Below are 16216 nucleotides of genomic sequence, written 5' to 3'. Positions count from 1 at the left end.
GCATCCACAGGGCAAAAGTAAACCACGGGCGTTATCGCTAACGTGACTTATTTTACGGGGTTAGGGCTAACAGGCGCCTGTTTGCGCAACCAATTGCCGCCGGTTTTCGCCGCCTGTTCCTCAGGCTGCAGCCACCGCTGCCGCACGCGCTGCATGCCGTGCCAGACGCCGCTCCCGCAGGAAGGTATAGAGCCCCGAGCCAATGATCAGCGCGGACCCAATCAGCGTCATACCATCCGGCGCCTCGGCAAAGACCACCACGCCGATAAGGGTGGAAAACACTAACCGCGAGTAGCGAAACGGCGTGATCACAGCGGCGTTGCCAATCCGGGTTGCTGTAACGATGCCATAGTAGCCCAACACGCCAAAGATCACGCCGCCCAGCAGCATGCCCCACTGCCCCCCCTGCAGGGCGACAGGCTCTCCGGGCAAGATCAGCAGCATCACCAGCCCCGCCGGGATCACCGACCCAAAGGCCTGCGAGCTGACCACGGCAGAGGGCACAGCGCTGTCCATGACCCGCGTCATCAGGTCGCGCGCCGCAACCGCCACAACCGAGATCAGCACCAACAGCACACCGGGCTCAAATCCCGCCAGACCGGGCCGCACGATCATCAACACACCCGCAAAGCCGACAAGGATCGCGCTCCAGCGCCGCCATCCGACGTCCTCGCCCAGAAACAGCGCCGCCCCCACGGTGACCGCCAGTGGCATCGCCTGAAACACGGCCGCCACGGTAGAGATATCCACCACCGCCAGGGCCGAGGCAAAGCTGACCGCCGCCAGGGCCTCCAGTGAGGCGCGCAATACCGGCTGCCAGCGCCAGTTGCGCGGCGCCAGGACCCGGTGTCCCTGCAGCTTGGCCCAGATCACAAACACCGTGCCGCTGCCGAGACCCAGCATCATCAGGATCTGACCCACAGGCACCGATTTGGCGAGCTGCTTGATGAACATATCCTCCAGCGAGAACCCCGCCATGGCGAGGATCACCAGCAAAATTCCTGTGACATTGTTCATCGTGATCGTCCCGTGATGGTGGTTTGTGCCCATGATGGTGGTTTGCGAAAGTCGGCAGGGCATCGGCGCCGATCAATCCGGCCAACAAACATCAGCCAGCGACACCGGACTACTCCGTTTGCGACGTCGCCCCATGACTTCATGTGACCTCTGCCATCACACGCGGTGATGGGCAACCCGCAGCAGCCCCGGTCGCGCAGCGGAATTTTCCGCAAAATTCCGTCCCGCTCTCTTTTGACAAGAAAACGACCTGCGCCGTTCAGTCCCGCTTACGCGGCACGCCATAGAGTTCCAGCTTATGGCCTCGCAGCTCATAGCCCAGTTTCTCAGCGATCTTTTCCTGCAAGGCTTCGATCTCGGGGTCGCAGAACTCAATCACCGCCCCGGTGGTCATATCGATCAGGTGGTCATGATGCTCCCGGTCGGCATCTTCATAGCGCGCGCGCCCGTCGCCAAACTCCAGCCGCTCCAGAATGCCCGCCTCATCAAACAGCTTCACCGTGCGATAGACCGTCGCCAGCGAAATCGCCCCATCCAGGGCACTGGCACGGGCATAGAGTTCCTCAACATCCGGGTGATCGGCGCTCTCTTGCAGCACGCGGGCAATCACCCGTCGCTGGCCTGTCATCCGCAGACCTATAGCTTCGCAGCGTGCGATAATCGTCTCGCTCATGACCGTCCTCTATGCAGCGTGGCGTCCCTGTTTATACAAAGACGCAGGCCACGCAAACCGGGTTTTTACACTCTTTGGCGCAGAATAAGCGGCAATTCACCATTGACTTTCATCGCCGACAGGCCCATCTCCCGCTGCAGGCATCCCTCCCTGCCGCGTGAGCAGAGGACGTCGGGCCGCGCCACAAGCGTGCGCAGGCCACTGAACCGACCCTAAGGATATGCCACCGTTCCCAATATCACGCGTGGGGCACTCGCAGCGACCAGCGGTCTGGCATGATGCCCGTCCGCCCGAGGTCCCTGCCCCAACGACAGTCCGCCCGGCATGCGCATGGGCGGCACCGGCCGTGGCATCCGCCCGGCTGTGAAAGGACGAGACGTGACAGAATTTTCAACCATGGGGCTGCCCGAAAAGCTCCTGACCCGCATTGCTGAGCTGGGCTATACCGATCCGACCCCGATTCAGGCGCGCGCCATCCCGCATGCGCTGAACGGCAAGGATGTGCTGGGTCTGGCGCAGACCGGCACCGGCAAAACCGCCGCTTTCGGCGTGCCCCTGATCGCTCAGATGATGCAATACGGCCGCAAGCCTGCCGCCAAGACCGTGCGCGGTCTGGTGCTGGCGCCGACCCGCGAGCTGGCCAACCAGATCGCCGCCAACCTCAAGGGCCTGACCGAAGGCACCCCGATCAAAACCGGGCTGGTTGTCGGTGGTGTGTCGATCAACCCGCAGATCAGCCGCCTGTCGCGCGGCACCGACATCCTGATTGCCACGCCGGGCCGTCTTCTGGACATCCTTGATCGTGGCGCACTGGACCTTGGCTCCTGCGACTTCCTCGTGCTGGACGAGGCGGATCAGATGCTGGACCTCGGCTTCATCCACGCGCTGCGCAAAATCGCGGCGCTGCTGCCCGAACAGCGCCAGACCATGCTGTTCTCGGCCACCATGCCCAAGCAGATGAACGAGATCGCCAACTCCTACCTGCAAAGCCCGGTCCGGATCGAGGTGAACCCTCCCGGCAAGGCCGCAGACAAGATCACCCAGTCGGTGCACTTCATCGCCAAGGCTGAAAAGCTGTCGCTCCTGAAGGAGCTGCTGGGCGCCCATAAGGATGAGCGTACACTGGTCTTTGGCCGCACCAAACACGGTATGGAAAAGCTGATGAAGACGCTGTCCGCAGCAGGCTTCTCAGCGGCGGCAATCCACGGCAACAAATCCCAGGGTCAGCGCGAACGCGCGCTTGCCTCATTCAAATCCGGCGAGGTGAAGATCCTCGTGGCCACCGATGTGGCCGCCCGCGGTCTGGACATTCCCGACGTGAAATACGTCTACAACTACGAGCTGCCCAACGTCCCCGACGCCTATGTGCACCGCATTGGCCGGACCGCACGTGCGGGCAAGGACGGTCAGGCCGTGGCCTTCTGTGCGCCCGATGAGATGGGCGAACTGAAGGCCATTCAGAAGACCATGAACCTCAATATCCCGGTGGCCTCCGGCCGTCCGTGGGAGGTGCTGCCCGATGCCAAGGCTCCGGCCGGACGTCGTGGCGGTGGTGGCAAACCCGGTGGCGGCGGCAAACCCGGCGGTCATCGTCGGCGGCGCAGTGGCGGCGGTGGCGGCGGCCAGGGCGGCGCGCGCAGCGGTGGTCAGGGTGCAGGCCAAGGTGGCGGACAGGGCAAATCCGGCGGTCAGCGCCGCCGCGCCCAGTAAGCCCAACCGGGTGACCTCAGCGGACCCTCTTCAGGGCCGCGTTTGAAACCAGATCTAAAGCCGGGGTCGCAGTCCGCGTCTCCGGCTTTATATTTTTTTCGGCTTTTGCCCTGTGCCCGCCATCTGGCCACGGCAGCGCGTTGGCCTGTCGGCACGCCCTAGGGTTGGTCAACCGCCACCAGATCGGCCCAGACCGGCAGATGGTCGGAGGCAATATGCGCCGGCCGCGTCCGGTAAACGCCGCTGTCCACCACCTCAAGCCCCGCGCTCACCGCAATCCGGTCCAGCGCACCCATGGGCCGCAACGCCGGAAAACTCGCGCGCGGCGGTACAAACCGCAGCTGCGGCGCCAGATGATCCAGCACCGGCTGGCGTGACCACTCATTGAAATCACCCGCCCAGACGGTCGGCAACTCAGGCTCTTTTGCGATCACCTCGGCCAGATGATGCACCTGCTCATGGCGCGCCTTGGTGGTCAGCCCCAGATGCGCCCCCACCACCCTAAGTGGCCCAAGCCCGGTCTGAAACAGCGCCCAGACCGCGCCGCGCGGCTCCAACCCCGGCAACGGGATATGGCCATGATCCTGCAAGGTCAGCGCCGCGCCCCGCCAAATGACCGCATTGCCATGCCAGCCCAAGGACCCGGCTCCGCCCAGATCCACGACCTGCCACCCTGCCTCATCCAGAATGAAATGCGGCAAGGCTGCCGGGCGCGGCGGCAACCGCTTGTCCGCCTCCTGCAACAGCACCAGATCGGCGCCCGTCCCCTCGATCACCTGCAAGGTCCGACGCGGGCGGCGGCGCAGATCAAGCCCGACAGATTTCTGGATATTGTAACTCGCCAAGCGCAGCCGACCGGGCCGCCTGCTCTGTTCCTGCGTCATTCCGCCTGCCTTGTCTGCTGCCAATCTGATGCGCGATACGCACCACAGCATGACCCAAAACCAGCGCACAGGCCAGAGCCGGGCGAGGCCGATCCGCAGTAACCTAAACATCTGTTTTGCCACCTTGACTCTGGGATCTTCCACCCCTCCTCTGGCGCCATGAGTGAAAAATGCGCAATGGACGGTCTCGGGGCCGCAATGCTGATCGGCTTCAGTGGGTTGATGGGCTTCAATCAGGTGGTGATCAAGGTCTCCAACGGCGGGTTTGGCCCGGTGTTTCAGGCAGGCCTGCGCTCTCTGATCGGGCTGGCGGTACTGCTTGCATGGCTCGCCTTTCGCGGCCAGTTGAAACGCGCAAACCCGCCAGCGCCTGCCCAGACGCCAACACATTGGACGCGCTCTGTCCATCTCTGGGGGCTGGTATCCGGCCTGTTGTTCACAGCTGAATTTGTCTGTCTCTATATCGCGCTGGACCTCTCCTCCGTCTCGCGCGTCACCATTATCTTCAACTCCATGCCGGTCTGGCTGGCACTGGCGGGCCATCTGCTCCTGCCCGGAGAGCGGCTCAATACGCTGCGCATGCTCGGTCTTGTGCTGGCCATGGGGGGCGTTGTGCTGGCGGTCCTGCACCGGGGCAGCGATGATGCCTCACTGCTCGGTGATGTTCTGGCGCTTGCGGCCACGCTGGCCTGGGCCGGGATCGCCCTGTGCGCGCGCCTCTCGCCCCTGTCCGCAGTGCCGCCCATCCGCCAGCTGACCTATCAGCTGGCCACCTCGGCCCTGGTGCTGCTGGCGATCTCGCCGCTGTTCGGTCCGCTCCTGCGCAACCCCACCGCGCTGCATATCTCCGGCGTGGTGTTTCAGGCCGTGGCCATTGCCAGCCTCGGCTATCTCCTGTGGCTCTGGCTGATCAGCATTTACCGCGCCAATGCGGTCGCCTCCTTCAGCTTTCTGTCACCGGTGATCGCCGCCATTCTCGGCTGGCTCCTGCTGGATGAGGTGATCTACCCGCAGGTCTGGGCCGCGCTGGCACTGGTCGCCGTCGGCATCGTGCTGATCAACCGCAAGTAACCCCGCGCGCAGTGATGCCGCCAATCAGGTGCCGCAGAAGGTCGCCTTGACGACCTCACTTTCCGCGGGAGGGCGGCGCAGATCATCGGCCCCGTCCTGCACGGTATATGGATCCGACAGCACGGTATTCAGCCGCTCAAACGGGGCGAGATCCCCCGCCACGGCAGAGGCGATCATCGCCTCAATCCGGTGATTGCGCGGGATATAGACCGGGTTTGCCGCCGCCATCACCGCCACCGGGTCTGCCTCCTGCGCCAGTCGCGCGCGCCAGTCTTCCGCCCAGCTGTCAAAGGCCTCAGGCGCCAGAAACTGATCTCGCGCCGCGCCTGTGTCTGGCTCAACCTCTTCCAGCAAAGCCCGGAATGTATTGGTGAAATCCGCCTGACCTTCTGCCATGCGCGTCAACAGGCAGGTGATCAGCGCCATATCCTCAGATGTTGCATCCGCAATACCAATCTTGGCCCCGAACCGCCGCAGCCAGGCAGCCTCCGTCAGAGCGGGAATCGCATGCACAATCTCCGTCGCCTCTTCCACCATCGCCTGCGGATCCTCCGCCTGCTGGATCAGCGCGGTCGCCAGCTGCGCCAGGTTCCACACCGCAATATCGGGCTGGTTGGAATAGGCATAACGCCCCATCCGGTCGATCGAACTGAACACTGTGCTGGGGTGATACACATCCATAAAGGCGCAGGGACCGTAGTCGATCGTCTCACCGGATATCGACGAGTTATCGGTATTCATCACCCCATGGATGAACCCCACCGACATCCAAGCCGCGATCAGCTCCGCCTGACGATCCCGCACCGCCCGCAGCAGCCCCATCGGACCGTCCGCGTCAGGATAGTGGCGCTGGATCGCATACTGCGTGAGTTGACACAGCGCCGTCTGCTCGCCACGGGCGGCAAAGATCTGGAACGTCCCAACCCGCAAATGGCTGGAGGCCACCCGTGTCAGCACCGCGCCCGGCAGGCCGCCCTCTTCGCGCCAGACCGTCTCGCCCGATGCCACCGCCGCCAGCGCCCGCGTCGTGGGAATGCCCAAGCTGTGCATCGCCTCGCTCACAACATATTCCCGCAGGACCGGCCCCAGCCAGGCCCGCCCGTCACCGCCCCGCGAATACGGGGTGCGGCCCGATCCCTTCAGCTGGATATCGCGCCGCTCACCATCCGGACCAACGACCTCCCCCAGAAGGATCGCGCGCCCATCCCCCAGCTGCGGATTGTAATTGCCAAACTGATGCCCCGCATAAAGCTGCGCCAGCGGCTCGGCCCCATCGGGAACACGATTGCCGGCAAAGACCTCCGCCAGCTCAGCCGTCCCGCCTGCGGTGATGCCCAGCTCTGCCCCAAGCGCGGCGTTATAGGCCAGCAGCTCTGGCGCCTTCACCGGCACAGGGGCCTGTTTCGTGTAGAACACCGGCGGCAGCGCGGCATATGTATTGTCAAAGGGAATGTGCAATGTCATGGCCCAAACATATGCGGCAAATGTCAAATTGCCAGAGCCAAACCTACCCTGTGCCAACAGACCAAACGGAGCCGAGACATGACCGCCGATGAGATCATCGCCAAGCTGGACCTCCAGCCCCATCCCGAAGGCGGTTACTATCGCCAGACATGGATTGCTAGTAACGCCGACAGCCACAACGGCCGCGCCACTGGCACCTGCATTTATTTCCTGCTGAAGGCGGGCGAAAGCAGCCATTGGCACAGGGTTGATGCCACCGAAATCTGGCTCTACCATGCGGGCGCGCCATTGGTGCTGTCACTCTCGGCCAGCGACGATGGCCCGGCACAGGACCACCTGCTGACCCCTGATCTGACAGCGGGCGAACCTCAGTTGATCGTCCCCGAAGGCCACTGGCAGGCGGCCCACACCACCGGAGATTATACGCTGGTCAGCTGCACCGTCTCGCCGGGGTTCCAGTTCGAAGGCTTTGAACTCGCCGCACCGGGCTTCGACATCCCCCGCGGCTAACCTCGCATTTCTAAACAAAAATTTGCCAAGAAATTTCATAGTTTCTTGGCTGCCAGACCTCAGCCCGCGCCGCCTGGCACGCTCACCACACCGCCGCCCACGCAGGCGCGAACCCCTGTGGTGCCCGGACAGGACGTCGGCAGCCCCCGCGCCACCCGCACCGCCAGATGGGCAAAGGCCAGCGCCTCCAGCATGTCGCCATCCAGCCCGACGCTCTCAATCGGGGCGACCGGGCAATCCAGCGACACCCGCAGCATCTCCATCAGCACCGGATTATGCCGCCCGCCACCGGTGATCAGCACCACCTCCGGCGGCTCCGGGCAATGCTCCATTCCTTGCGCCACCGCCGCCGCACACATGCCCGTCAGCGTGGCCGTCGCATCGCGATCGGTCAACTCACTGACCAGATCAATCATCTCGGCAAAATCATTCCGGTCCAGAGACTTCGGTGGCATCCGGGCAAAATACGGCTCCGCCAGAAACAACTCCAGCGCGCCGGTTTCAACCACACCGCCCCGGGCAATCGCGCCGCCTTCGTCCATCATCTGACCGCAGCGCGCCTGCACCAGATCATTGATCGGCGCATTGGCCGGCCCGGTATCAAACGCCAGCAGCGCCCCGGGATCCTCCGCCGTGTCAAACCGTGGATCGACATAGGTCAGATTGCCCACCCCGCCGAGGTTCAGAAAACACAGGGGCTTGTCTCGTTTCAGATATTTCGCGCAGGCGAAGTGAAAGAACGGCGCCAGCGGCGCGCCTTCACCGCCCAACCGCACATCATCGCTGCGGAAATCCCAGACCACCGGCGTTGCCAGCTCAGCCGCCAGTGCCGCCCCATCGCCGACCTGCAGGGTGCCCTGTGTCCGCGGCGCATGGGCCAGCGTCTGACCGTGAAAACCGATGACATCCACCGCCCGCTGATCCGTACCCGCCTGATCAGATAAAACCTGCGCCAGCAGATCCGCATGGGCGCGGGTGACGATCTCTCCTGCCGCCTCCACCTGCGGCCCCTGCCAGTGCCCCAGCGCGGCAGCCAGCTGTGCGCGCTCCACCGGTTCATAGGTGCGGTAGGCGCTGGCCCCAAAGCCGTGGATCGCCACCCCGTCTGTCTCGACGATGGCCGCATCCACCCCGTCCAGCGAGGTGCCGCTCATGGTGCCAAGGGCGCGCAACACGCCGGTTTTGGGGATCGCGGACAAACGCGCCGGAGGATGGGATCTGGTCATGCTGATAAGGCCTGCTGAGATATTGGGCGCATCGCGCCGATTTGACCGTAAGGATACAGCAGCGAATTTCTTCCGCAAAGCCGTTCACACTGCTTTCCCCCGTGCAAATTGCGTTTTATACAGCAGCGCGCAATTCAAAAGCCGAGGCACATCATGACCTACCACCCAAAATCGGATTTCATCGCAGTTATGATGGAACGCGGCTATCTGTCCGACTGTACCGATTATCAGGGCCTGGACGAGGCGCTGATGACTCCCGGTCAATCCGCCTACATCGGTTTCGACGCCACCGCGACCTCGCTGCATGTCGGCTCGCTGATCCAGATCATGATGCTGCGCTGGTTCCAGAAAACCGGCCACAAACCGATCACCCTGATGGGCGGCGGCACCACCAAGGTGGGCGATCCCTCCTTCCGCGCTGATGAACGCCCCCTGCTGACCGACGCCCAGATCGACGACAATATCGCCGGCATCAAAAAGGTGTTCGACGCCTATATCGACTATGACAGCGGCGCGGGTAACGCGGCGATGATGCTCAACAATGCCGAATGGCTGGACGATCTGAACTATCTCGCGTTCCTGCGCGACATCGGGCGCCATTTTTCGGTGAACCGGATGCTGTCGTTTGAGAGCGTGAAATCGCGTCTCGACCGCGAACAGTCGCTGTCCTTCCTCGAATTCAACTACATGATTCTACAGGCCTATGACTTCCTTGAGCTGAACCGCCGCTATGGCTGCGTGTTGCAGATGGGCGGGTCGGACCAATGGGGCAATATCGTCAACGGCATCGACCTGACGCGCCGGGTGCTGGATCATGAGATCTATGGCCTCACCTCGCCGCTGCTGACCACCTCGGATGGCAAGAAGATGGGCAAGTCCCAGAACGGTGCCATCTGGCTCAATGGCGATCTGCTCTCGCCGTATGAGTTCTGGCAGTTCTGGCGCAACACCACCGACGCCGATGTGGGCCGCTTCCTCAAGCTCTACACCGAGCTGCCGGTGGACGAATGTGACCGCCTCAGCGCGCTCGAAGGCTCCGAGGTGAATGCTGCCAAGGTGATCCTCGCCAATGAGGTGACCACCCTGCTGCATGGCGCCGAGGCCGCCGCCGCCGCCGAAGCCACCGCCCGCGAAGTGTTTGAGAAAGGCGGCATTGGCGACGATCTGCCCACGCTCTCGCTGTCTGCCGCAGATCTGGGCGATGGCATCTCCATCGTGCAGCTGATCGTGAAATCCGGGCTGGCCAAATCCGGCAAGGACGCCAAGCGCCTGATCTCGGAAAACGGCGCCAAGATCGACGATAAGCCGCTGACCGATGCAGGGCTGATGATCGACGCCGCCGCGCTCGCCTCGCCGATCAAACTCTCGGCCGGCAAAAAACGCCATGCGCTGGTGCAGCTGGACGGCTGACCCCGCGCGCATAGATCAAAACGATGATCCAAGGGGGCCAATCGGCCCCCTTTTTCGTCTCAGCCACGGGTCCCACCGCAGCCAATCCGCGCCCTCACAACAGCAGCAGATCCACCAGAAGAAGCCCCAGCCCAACCGGCACAGAGAACGCCAGCGCCGCCAGCAAAGCGGCGGCTTTGGTGACCCTCGCCCCCGGCGCATGATGATTTCGAATTTTATTCGTATTTTTCATATCCCCATTAACCATCATTTAGGTTTCGCTGCGGTTAATGGCGCCATGTTCGATTTCACACCAGCAGATGTCATGCCCCGACCCATTCTTCGCGACGAAACCATCTCTGCCCTGCCGCAATCGGCAGAATTTGCCCGCGCACTTCAGGCCACCGGCAAGGATCCTCTGGTGCTTGGCCAGATGAAGGACACTGTCGTGATGCGCCGCAAAATCTGGGGCCGCATCGATGTTGCCATGGTGAACCGTGCCCGCATCGACAAACCGCTGCGTCTGCTGGAACACCTGCAGGAGAACGGCCTGCGCCGCACGCCGGTGATCCTATCCCCCGAAACGCCCACCCCTGCCCTGGCCCGCCACGGTGCCGTGGCGCTGGTCAGCCCGGCCCATGTCGGGCTGGTCGACCTGACGACCGACCCCGATCAGCGGCGCGCCAATCTGCACCAGAAATGGCGCAACCGGCTGGTCCACGGCGAACAACAGGGGCTGCGCATCACCCGCCAATCGCTGCCGCAGACACCGGCGCATTGGATCTTTGCCGCCGATGCCGCGCAGCAATCCAGCCGCGGGTATCGCAGCTGGCCCGTGGATCTGACGCTGGCCTACGCCCGCGAGAACAAAGGCATGGCCAAGATTTTCGAGGCCCATGACGGCAAGGACATCGTCGCGGGCATTCTTGTTCTGCGCCATGGGCGCGGCGCGACCTACCACATCGCCCACACCACCGACCGGGGCAAGGCGCTCTCCGCCCATAACCTCCTGATGTGGGAGGCGATGTCCTGGCTGGCCAAACAGGGCTGCGAACAGCTGGATCTGGGCGTGATCAACACCGAAGACGCCGCAGGTCTGGCCCGGTTCAAACTGGGCACCGGCGCGCGGTTGCACCAACTGGGCGGCACCTGGGCCTATTGGCCGCCGCTGGGTCGCTTGCTACGCCCCTTGGCCGCGCTCGACAAACGGCTGATGAATCCCGGGCTCTCTGGACACTGCTAGGGGGACGTGATTATCTGAACATATGTTCAGATATGAACCCGATAGCACAGACCCCCGGGAGGAGCCCTGCTCATGAAACTGTCGCAAACCGCCGCCGTCGTCACCGGCGGCGCCTCTGGCCTTGGTGAGGCCACCGCCCGTCATTTCGCCGCCAATGGCGCCCAGGTCACCCTGTTGGACCGGGACGCCGAACGCGGCGCCGCCGTGGCCGCCGAAATCGGGGGGCATTTTGCCGAAACCGATGTCACCAGCGAAGCCTCAGTTGCTGCTGCCATGGCGCTCGCCAGCGAGAAGATGGGCAAGATCAACGCCTGCGTGAACTGCGCCGGCATCGCCCTTGGCATCAAAACCGTGGGCCGCGATGGCGCACATCCCCTTGATGCCTATCAGCGCACCATCGACATCAACCTCGTCGGCACCTTCAACGTGGCCCGGCTGGCCGCTGTGGAAATCGCCAAATGTGACGCGGCCGAGGATGGTGGCCGCGGCGTGATCATCAACACCGCCTCCATCGCGGCCTTTGACGGTCAAAAGGGCCAGGCCGCCTATGCCGCCTCCAAAGGGGGTGTTGTGGGCATGTGCCTGCCGATGGCCCGCGATCTGGCCTCTTCGGGCGTGCGGGTGATGACAATCGCTCCGGGCATCTTCATGACCCCAATGCTCGCAGGCCTGCCAGAAGAGGTGCAGCAGCAGCTCGCCGCCGATGTGCCCAACCCCGCCCGCCTGGGCGATCCTGCCGAATATGGCCGTCTGGCCGGGTTTATCGTCGAGATGGGCTATCTCAACGGCGAGGTGATCCGCCTCGACGGCGCGCTGCGGATGCGCTGACGCACCCACAGGTGCACGTAGTGCAACGGATACCACGCTGATACCTCAAGAGGGGGATCCCCCTCTTGAGGCCCCCCTCCCCCTGATTGGCGCGGCAGGGAAATGAGCAGCGACAGCCCCCAGAAACTCCGCTAGCCTGTCGCGGAGCCTGACCAAGGGGGAGCCGACCCATGACCCAGCCCAACCTGCCACTGACCGGCGCCTGTCTCTGCGGCGCTGTGCAGCTGCATGTCACTGCCGCGCCCCTTCTGACGCTGGCCTGCCATTGCCGCGATTGTCAGAAACTTGCCGCCAGCGCCTATTCCCTGACCGTCATGTTCCCGGCAGCGGCCGTCACCACCACGGGAGAGCTGGTGCTGGGCGGCCTCCACAGCGCAGAACGCAAGCATTATTACTGCCCGAGCTGCCTCAGCTTCGTCCTCTCACGCCTGAAGGCGGCGCCGGAGCGGGTGAATCTGCGTGCCTCCCTGCTGGATGATCTGACGTGGTTCACCCCCTTCGTCGAGATCATGACCGAGGAGAAACAGCCCTGGGCAAATGTCCCGGCCCCCCACAGCTATGCCCGCTTCCCCACCACGGCGGAGGCGCTGGCGGATCTGATGGCCGATTATGCCAATACCATCGCGCCAGCCCCGCCGCCCTCACCCGAAACAGGCCCGGCATGAGCCGATCTGAGCGGCAAAAGATGCAGGCGGGCGACTGGTATTGTTGCATAGACAGCGAACTCTCGGTGTTGCGTCATCAGGCCCGTCTGGCGGTGCACCAGCACAATCACCGCGCCCCGGACCCCGGCGAACCCCTCAGCCCATCGCTGGCTGCGCTCTTCGCTGAACATGGACAAAACTGCCTGATCGAGACCCCGTTTCACTGCGCCTATGGGATCAATATTACGCTTGGCGATCAGGTCTATATGAATGCGGGCTGCACCATTCTGGATAGCGCCCCTGTGCGCATCGGGGATCGCAGCATGCTGGGGCCAAATGTGCAGATCTACTGCGCCGATCATCACCGCGATCCTGCGTTGCGCGCCAAGGGGTTAGAGGTCGCGCGCCCGGTCACGCTGGGGTCCGATGTCTGGATCGGCGGCGGTGCGATCGTCCTGCCCGGCGTCACTGTAAACGATGGCGCCATCGTCGGCGCCGGTGCCGTGGTGACACGGGATGTGGAAGCCGGGGTGAGGGTTGTCGGCAATCCGGCGCGGGCGCTGCCCGGCTGACATCCGCACGGTCAAAACGCGGAGCTGTTGCGCAGCAGGCGCGCGCCGCCTTAGACTTCAATCAGGAAAAATTTATATTTTACAAACGACTACGACAGCGTCTCTGACCCAATGTTTCGCACGCGAAACATTGGGTCAATATGACTTACCAAAAAACCAGACGGGCCTCAGCCCGCAGATTTCTCTTCCAGCTCCAGCCATTCTTCCTCAGCGGCGGAGAGCTTTTCCTGCCGCTCCACCAACGCATCGGTGGCTTTCTGAAACTTCACCGGCTCGCGGGTGAACAGCTCAGGATCGGCCATCAGCTGTTGCAATTTAGCAATCTCCGCCTCCAGCCGCTCGATCTCTCCGGGCAAGGCCTCCAGCCGGTGTTTTTCCTTGAAGCTCAGACCGTCCTTCGGCTGCGCCTCCTGCTTGGGTTTTGATTTCGCCGCTTTGGGTTTTTCGGATTTCTCCGCCGCCCCGGCCACCGGGCCACGCTGGGCCAGATAATCGCTCCACCCGCCGGCATAGGCCGTGGCCCCGCCGCCGCCTTCCATGGCGATGGTGGTGGTGGCCACACGGTCCAGAAAATCCCGGTCGTGGCTGACCAGCAAAACCGTGCCGTCGTAGCTGTCCAGCAGCTCCTGCAACAGATCCAGTGTTTCGACATCCAGATCGTTGGTCGGTTCATCCAAGACCAGCAGGTTGCTCTGCCGGGCCATCAGCCGGGCCAGCAACAGCCGCGCCTTTTCGCCCCCGGACAGGGACCGCACCGGCGCGCGGGCCTGCGCCTCATCGAACAGGAATTCCTTCAGATAGCCCACCACATGTTTGGGCTGCCCCCGCACCATCACCTGATCCGCCTTGCCGGAAATCCCGAGCAGAGGGTCAGAGGTCAGGTTTTCCCAAAGGCTGGCATCGCCGTCCAGCTGATCACGGGTCTGATCAAACAGCGCCAGCTCCAGATTGGTGCCCAGCTGCACCGTCCCCGCGTCAGGCTGTTCCAGCCCCAGCAGCATCTTCAACAGGGTCGTCTTGCCCGCACCGTTCGGCCCGACAAAGGCCACCCGATCCCCGCGCTGCACCTTTAGGGAGAAGTCCCGCACAATCGCCTTGTCGCCATAGGATTTCGTCAGCCCTGCGGCCTCAATCACCTTGCGGCCCGATTTCGGGCCTGCGTCCAGCGCCAGCTCCGCAGCGCCCTGTCGTTTGATCTGGCTCGACCGCTCCGCCTTCAGATCCTGAAGCGCGCGCACCCGGCCCATATTGCGCTTGCGCCGGGCCGAGATGCCCTCCACCGCCCAGCGGCTTTCGGATTTGATCAGCCGGTTCAGCTTATGGCGCTGCTGGTCTTCTTCTTCCCAGATCTTGTCGCGCCAGGCCTCAAAGGCCTCAAACCCCTTTTCCTGACGGCGCACCTGCCCCCGGTCCACCCATAGCGTCGCGCGGGTCAGCGCCCGCAGGAACGCCCGGTCGTGCGAGATCAACACAAACCCCGCGCGGGTCGCCTTCAGCTCATTCTCAAGCCAGGTGATTGCCTCAATATCCAGATGGTTGGTCGGCTCATCCAGCAACATCAGATCCGGCGCCTCGGCCATCAGCTTGGCCAGCGCCGCGCGCCGCTTTTCACCGCCAGAGGCCGTCGCCACCGGACGTGCGGGATCAAACTTCAGCCCCTCGCCTGCGCGCTCCACCTTGTACATCTCACCGGGGTCCAGCTCGGAGGCCGCGAAATCGCCCAGCGTGGCAAAGCCGGTCATCTGCGGGTCCTGCTCCATATAACCCACGGATTTTCCGGGCGGCACCACCAACGAGCCTGTGTCGGCTTCGACCAGACCGGCCATCACCTTCATCAGGGTGGATTTGCCGGAGCCATTGCGCCCAACCAGCGCCACCCGGTCACCGGGTTGCACCACCAGATCAAGATCCGCGAACACCGGATCGCCCCCAAAGGTGAGGGAGATACCGGACATCTGTAAGAGAGGAATACGTGCCATAGGAGCCAGCTAAACCGGGGCGCGGGGCAGGTCAACGGCTGTCAGGCCCCATGACTGGCGAAGCCCCCGGCAACAGCGCGCAGCAGACGTTTGCGCGCGGCGGGAATGGCGGCGATTTCGACACCCGTAAACAGATGCAACGTGTTGAGATCACGGTCAATCACCACATGGTCGCTGACCCAGCCGCCCATCATCAGATAGCTGCGCAGCAGGGGTGGCATCTGCTGCAAGGCCTGCTTGCCGTCCACGCGGGGCAGATCCAGCGCGGCCAGCTCCAGCACCTCCGCCGCACGCACCCCGACGCCCTGCCCCGGCGGGGCCTGATGGCGCAGCCGCAGCAGGGCCAGTGCCTGAGAGTAAGCCGCCGGATCCGTGCCCCGGAACGACGAACAGCCAAACAGCAGCTCCACGCCATGCTGATCCACAAACGCCGTCAGCGCGCCCCAGGCCAGCCGCAGAATATCCGCGTCCTGCCAATCAGGATGGATGCAGAACCGGCCCAGCTCCAGCAGCGGGCCAGTACGAGACTGCAACTGCGTCAGATCATAGCGCTGTGCTGAGTAGCTGACCCCAAGATGCGCGCCATCCGGCAAGAGGAGCAACCGGCAGCAACAGACCAAGCGGCCACTGGCCTGATCCTCCACCAACAGATGCCGACAGCGCGCATCCAGTGCCTCGGCATCCAGTCCGGGTCGTCCAAAACACAGACCACGCAGGCGCTGTGCCTGTTGCAGATCGGCATGGACCAACGCGCCCTCCGCCCCATCAATGACGCGGACACGGTAGCGGCCGCCATGCAAAACAGCCTCAGGCTCTGCATCACCTGTCATCCCGACCGGATTGATCACATCACGCAACACAGACCTTCCACCAACCACAGACACCGCAGGCTCTCGCACAGCAATCAATTCAAGCCTGCCTAACATGGATCACATCTCAGCCAAATGACGAAAGCCACCCCGGATCGGGATGGCTTTTCAAAGATCTCGATATGCAGGCCGATCAG

The 16216-nt window shown here is 63.4% G+C and carries 16 protein-coding genes; 8 read left to right on the top strand and 8 right to left on the bottom strand.

Annotation, left to right across the window (positions count from 1 at the left end):
- Positions 1-120 precede the first annotated feature (120 nt).
- Positions 121-1017 (bottom strand): DMT family transporter, encoded by an 897-nt coding sequence (locus tag OO25_RS00690; RefSeq protein ID WP_040173318.1) that lies wholly within the window; start codon positions 1015-1017, stop codon positions 121-123.
- Positions 1018-1276: 259 nt separating this feature from the next.
- The gene (locus tag OO25_RS00685; protein WP_014874254.1) at positions 1277-1690 is read right to left on the bottom strand and encodes a Fur family transcriptional regulator; all 414 of its coding nucleotides are present in this window, start codon (positions 1688-1690) and stop codon (positions 1277-1279) included.
- A 378-nt stretch (positions 1691-2068) separates the two neighbouring features.
- On the opposite strand from OO25_RS00685, the gene OO25_RS00680 reads away from it, so the two are divergent.
- Positions 2069-3400, top strand: a complete 1332-nt coding sequence (locus tag OO25_RS00680) for a DEAD/DEAH box helicase (RefSeq protein ID WP_040173315.1) — start codon at positions 2069-2071, stop codon at positions 3398-3400.
- 158 nt (positions 3401-3558) lie between these two features.
- On the opposite strand, the gene OO25_RS00675 is transcribed toward OO25_RS00680, so the two are convergent.
- Positions 3559-4284: an endonuclease/exonuclease/phosphatase family protein gene (locus OO25_RS00675; protein ID WP_040178029.1), complete on the bottom strand. Its 726-nt coding sequence runs from the start codon at positions 4282-4284 to the stop codon at positions 3559-3561.
- A gap of 159 nt (positions 4285-4443) precedes the next feature.
- Between OO25_RS00675 and OO25_RS00670 the strand changes: the two genes are divergently transcribed.
- Positions 4444-5355: a DMT family transporter gene (locus tag OO25_RS00670; RefSeq protein ID WP_040177990.1), complete on the top strand. Its 912-nt coding sequence runs from the start codon at positions 4444-4446 to the stop codon at positions 5353-5355.
- Between the two features lie 24 nt (positions 5356-5379).
- Here the strand turns inward: OO25_RS00670 and OO25_RS00665 are convergent, their stop codons facing one another.
- Positions 5380-6819 carry a YdiU family protein gene (locus tag OO25_RS00665; RefSeq protein WP_040177988.1) on the bottom strand — a complete coding sequence of 480 codons (1440 nt, stop codon included), beginning with the start codon at positions 6817-6819 and terminating at the stop codon, positions 5380-5382.
- Positions 6820-6897: 78 nt separating this feature from the next.
- Here OO25_RS00665 and OO25_RS00660 point away from each other — a divergent pair, with 78 nt between their 5' ends.
- Positions 6898-7329 carry a cupin domain-containing protein gene (locus OO25_RS00660; RefSeq protein ID WP_040177986.1) on the top strand — a complete coding sequence of 144 codons (432 nt, stop codon included), beginning with the start codon at positions 6898-6900 and terminating at the stop codon, positions 7327-7329.
- 59 nt (positions 7330-7388) lie between these two features.
- Here OO25_RS00660 and OO25_RS00655 read toward each other — a convergent pair whose 3' ends face one another.
- The gene (locus OO25_RS00655) at positions 7389-8555 is read right to left on the bottom strand and encodes an anhydro-N-acetylmuramic acid kinase (protein WP_040177985.1); all 1167 of its coding nucleotides are present in this window, start codon (positions 8553-8555) and stop codon (positions 7389-7391) included.
- Between the two features lie 153 nt (positions 8556-8708).
- Between OO25_RS00655 and tyrS the strand changes: the two genes are divergently transcribed.
- Positions 8709-9965, top strand: coding sequence for a tyrosine--tRNA ligase (tyrS, locus tag OO25_RS00650; protein ID WP_040177984.1), 1257 nt, complete (start codon positions 8709-8711; stop codon positions 9963-9965).
- A 94-nt stretch (positions 9966-10059) separates the two neighbouring features.
- On the opposite strand, the gene OO25_RS22910 is transcribed toward tyrS, so the two are convergent.
- Positions 10060-10197 carry a hypothetical protein gene (locus tag OO25_RS22910; RefSeq protein ID WP_175304786.1) on the bottom strand — a complete coding sequence of 46 codons (138 nt, stop codon included), beginning with the start codon at positions 10195-10197 and terminating at the stop codon, positions 10060-10062.
- 45 nt (positions 10198-10242) lie between these two features.
- Between OO25_RS22910 and OO25_RS00645 the strand changes: the two genes are divergently transcribed.
- From OO25_RS00645 to OO25_RS00630, 4 genes are all read left to right on the top strand, one after another.
- Complete coding sequence (locus OO25_RS00645) at positions 10243-11187, top strand: GNAT family N-acetyltransferase (protein ID WP_040172996.1); 945 nt, start codon at positions 10243-10245, stop codon at positions 11185-11187.
- 72 nt (positions 11188-11259) lie between these two features.
- The gene (locus OO25_RS00640) at positions 11260-12015 is read left to right on the top strand and encodes an SDR family NAD(P)-dependent oxidoreductase (protein WP_040177983.1); all 756 of its coding nucleotides are present in this window, start codon (positions 11260-11262) and stop codon (positions 12013-12015) included.
- A 170-nt stretch (positions 12016-12185) separates the two neighbouring features.
- Entirely contained in the window at positions 12186-12680 is a 495-nt protein-coding gene (locus OO25_RS00635; RefSeq protein WP_040177982.1) for a GFA family protein, read from the top strand.
- On the top strand, positions 12677-13231 hold the full coding sequence (locus OO25_RS00630; RefSeq protein ID WP_040177981.1) for a sugar O-acetyltransferase: 555 nt from the start codon (positions 12677-12679) through the stop codon (positions 13229-13231). The genes OO25_RS00635 and OO25_RS00630 overlap by 4 nt, the downstream gene beginning before the upstream one ends.
- 167 nt (positions 13232-13398) lie before the next feature.
- Here OO25_RS00630 and OO25_RS00625 read toward each other — a convergent pair whose 3' ends face one another.
- On the bottom strand, positions 13399-15186 hold the full coding sequence (locus OO25_RS00625) for an ABC-F family ATP-binding cassette domain-containing protein (protein ID WP_040177980.1): 1788 nt from the start codon (positions 15184-15186) through the stop codon (positions 13399-13401).
- 65 nt (positions 15187-15251) lie between these two features.
- A complete protein-coding gene (locus OO25_RS00620; RefSeq protein ID WP_040178028.1) occupies positions 15252-16040 on the bottom strand; it encodes a GNAT family N-acetyltransferase in 789 nt (262 codons plus the stop codon).
- Between the last annotated feature and the right edge of the window lie 176 nt (positions 16041-16216).

The sequence above is a fragment of the Phaeobacter sp. S60 genome, from assembly GCF_000826845.1.
Lineage (GTDB): Bacteria > Pseudomonadota > Alphaproteobacteria > Rhodobacterales > Rhodobacteraceae > Phaeobacter > Phaeobacter piscinae.
Note: the sequence above shows the minus strand (reverse complement) of the source record. Positions and strands in the feature narration are given on the sequence as shown.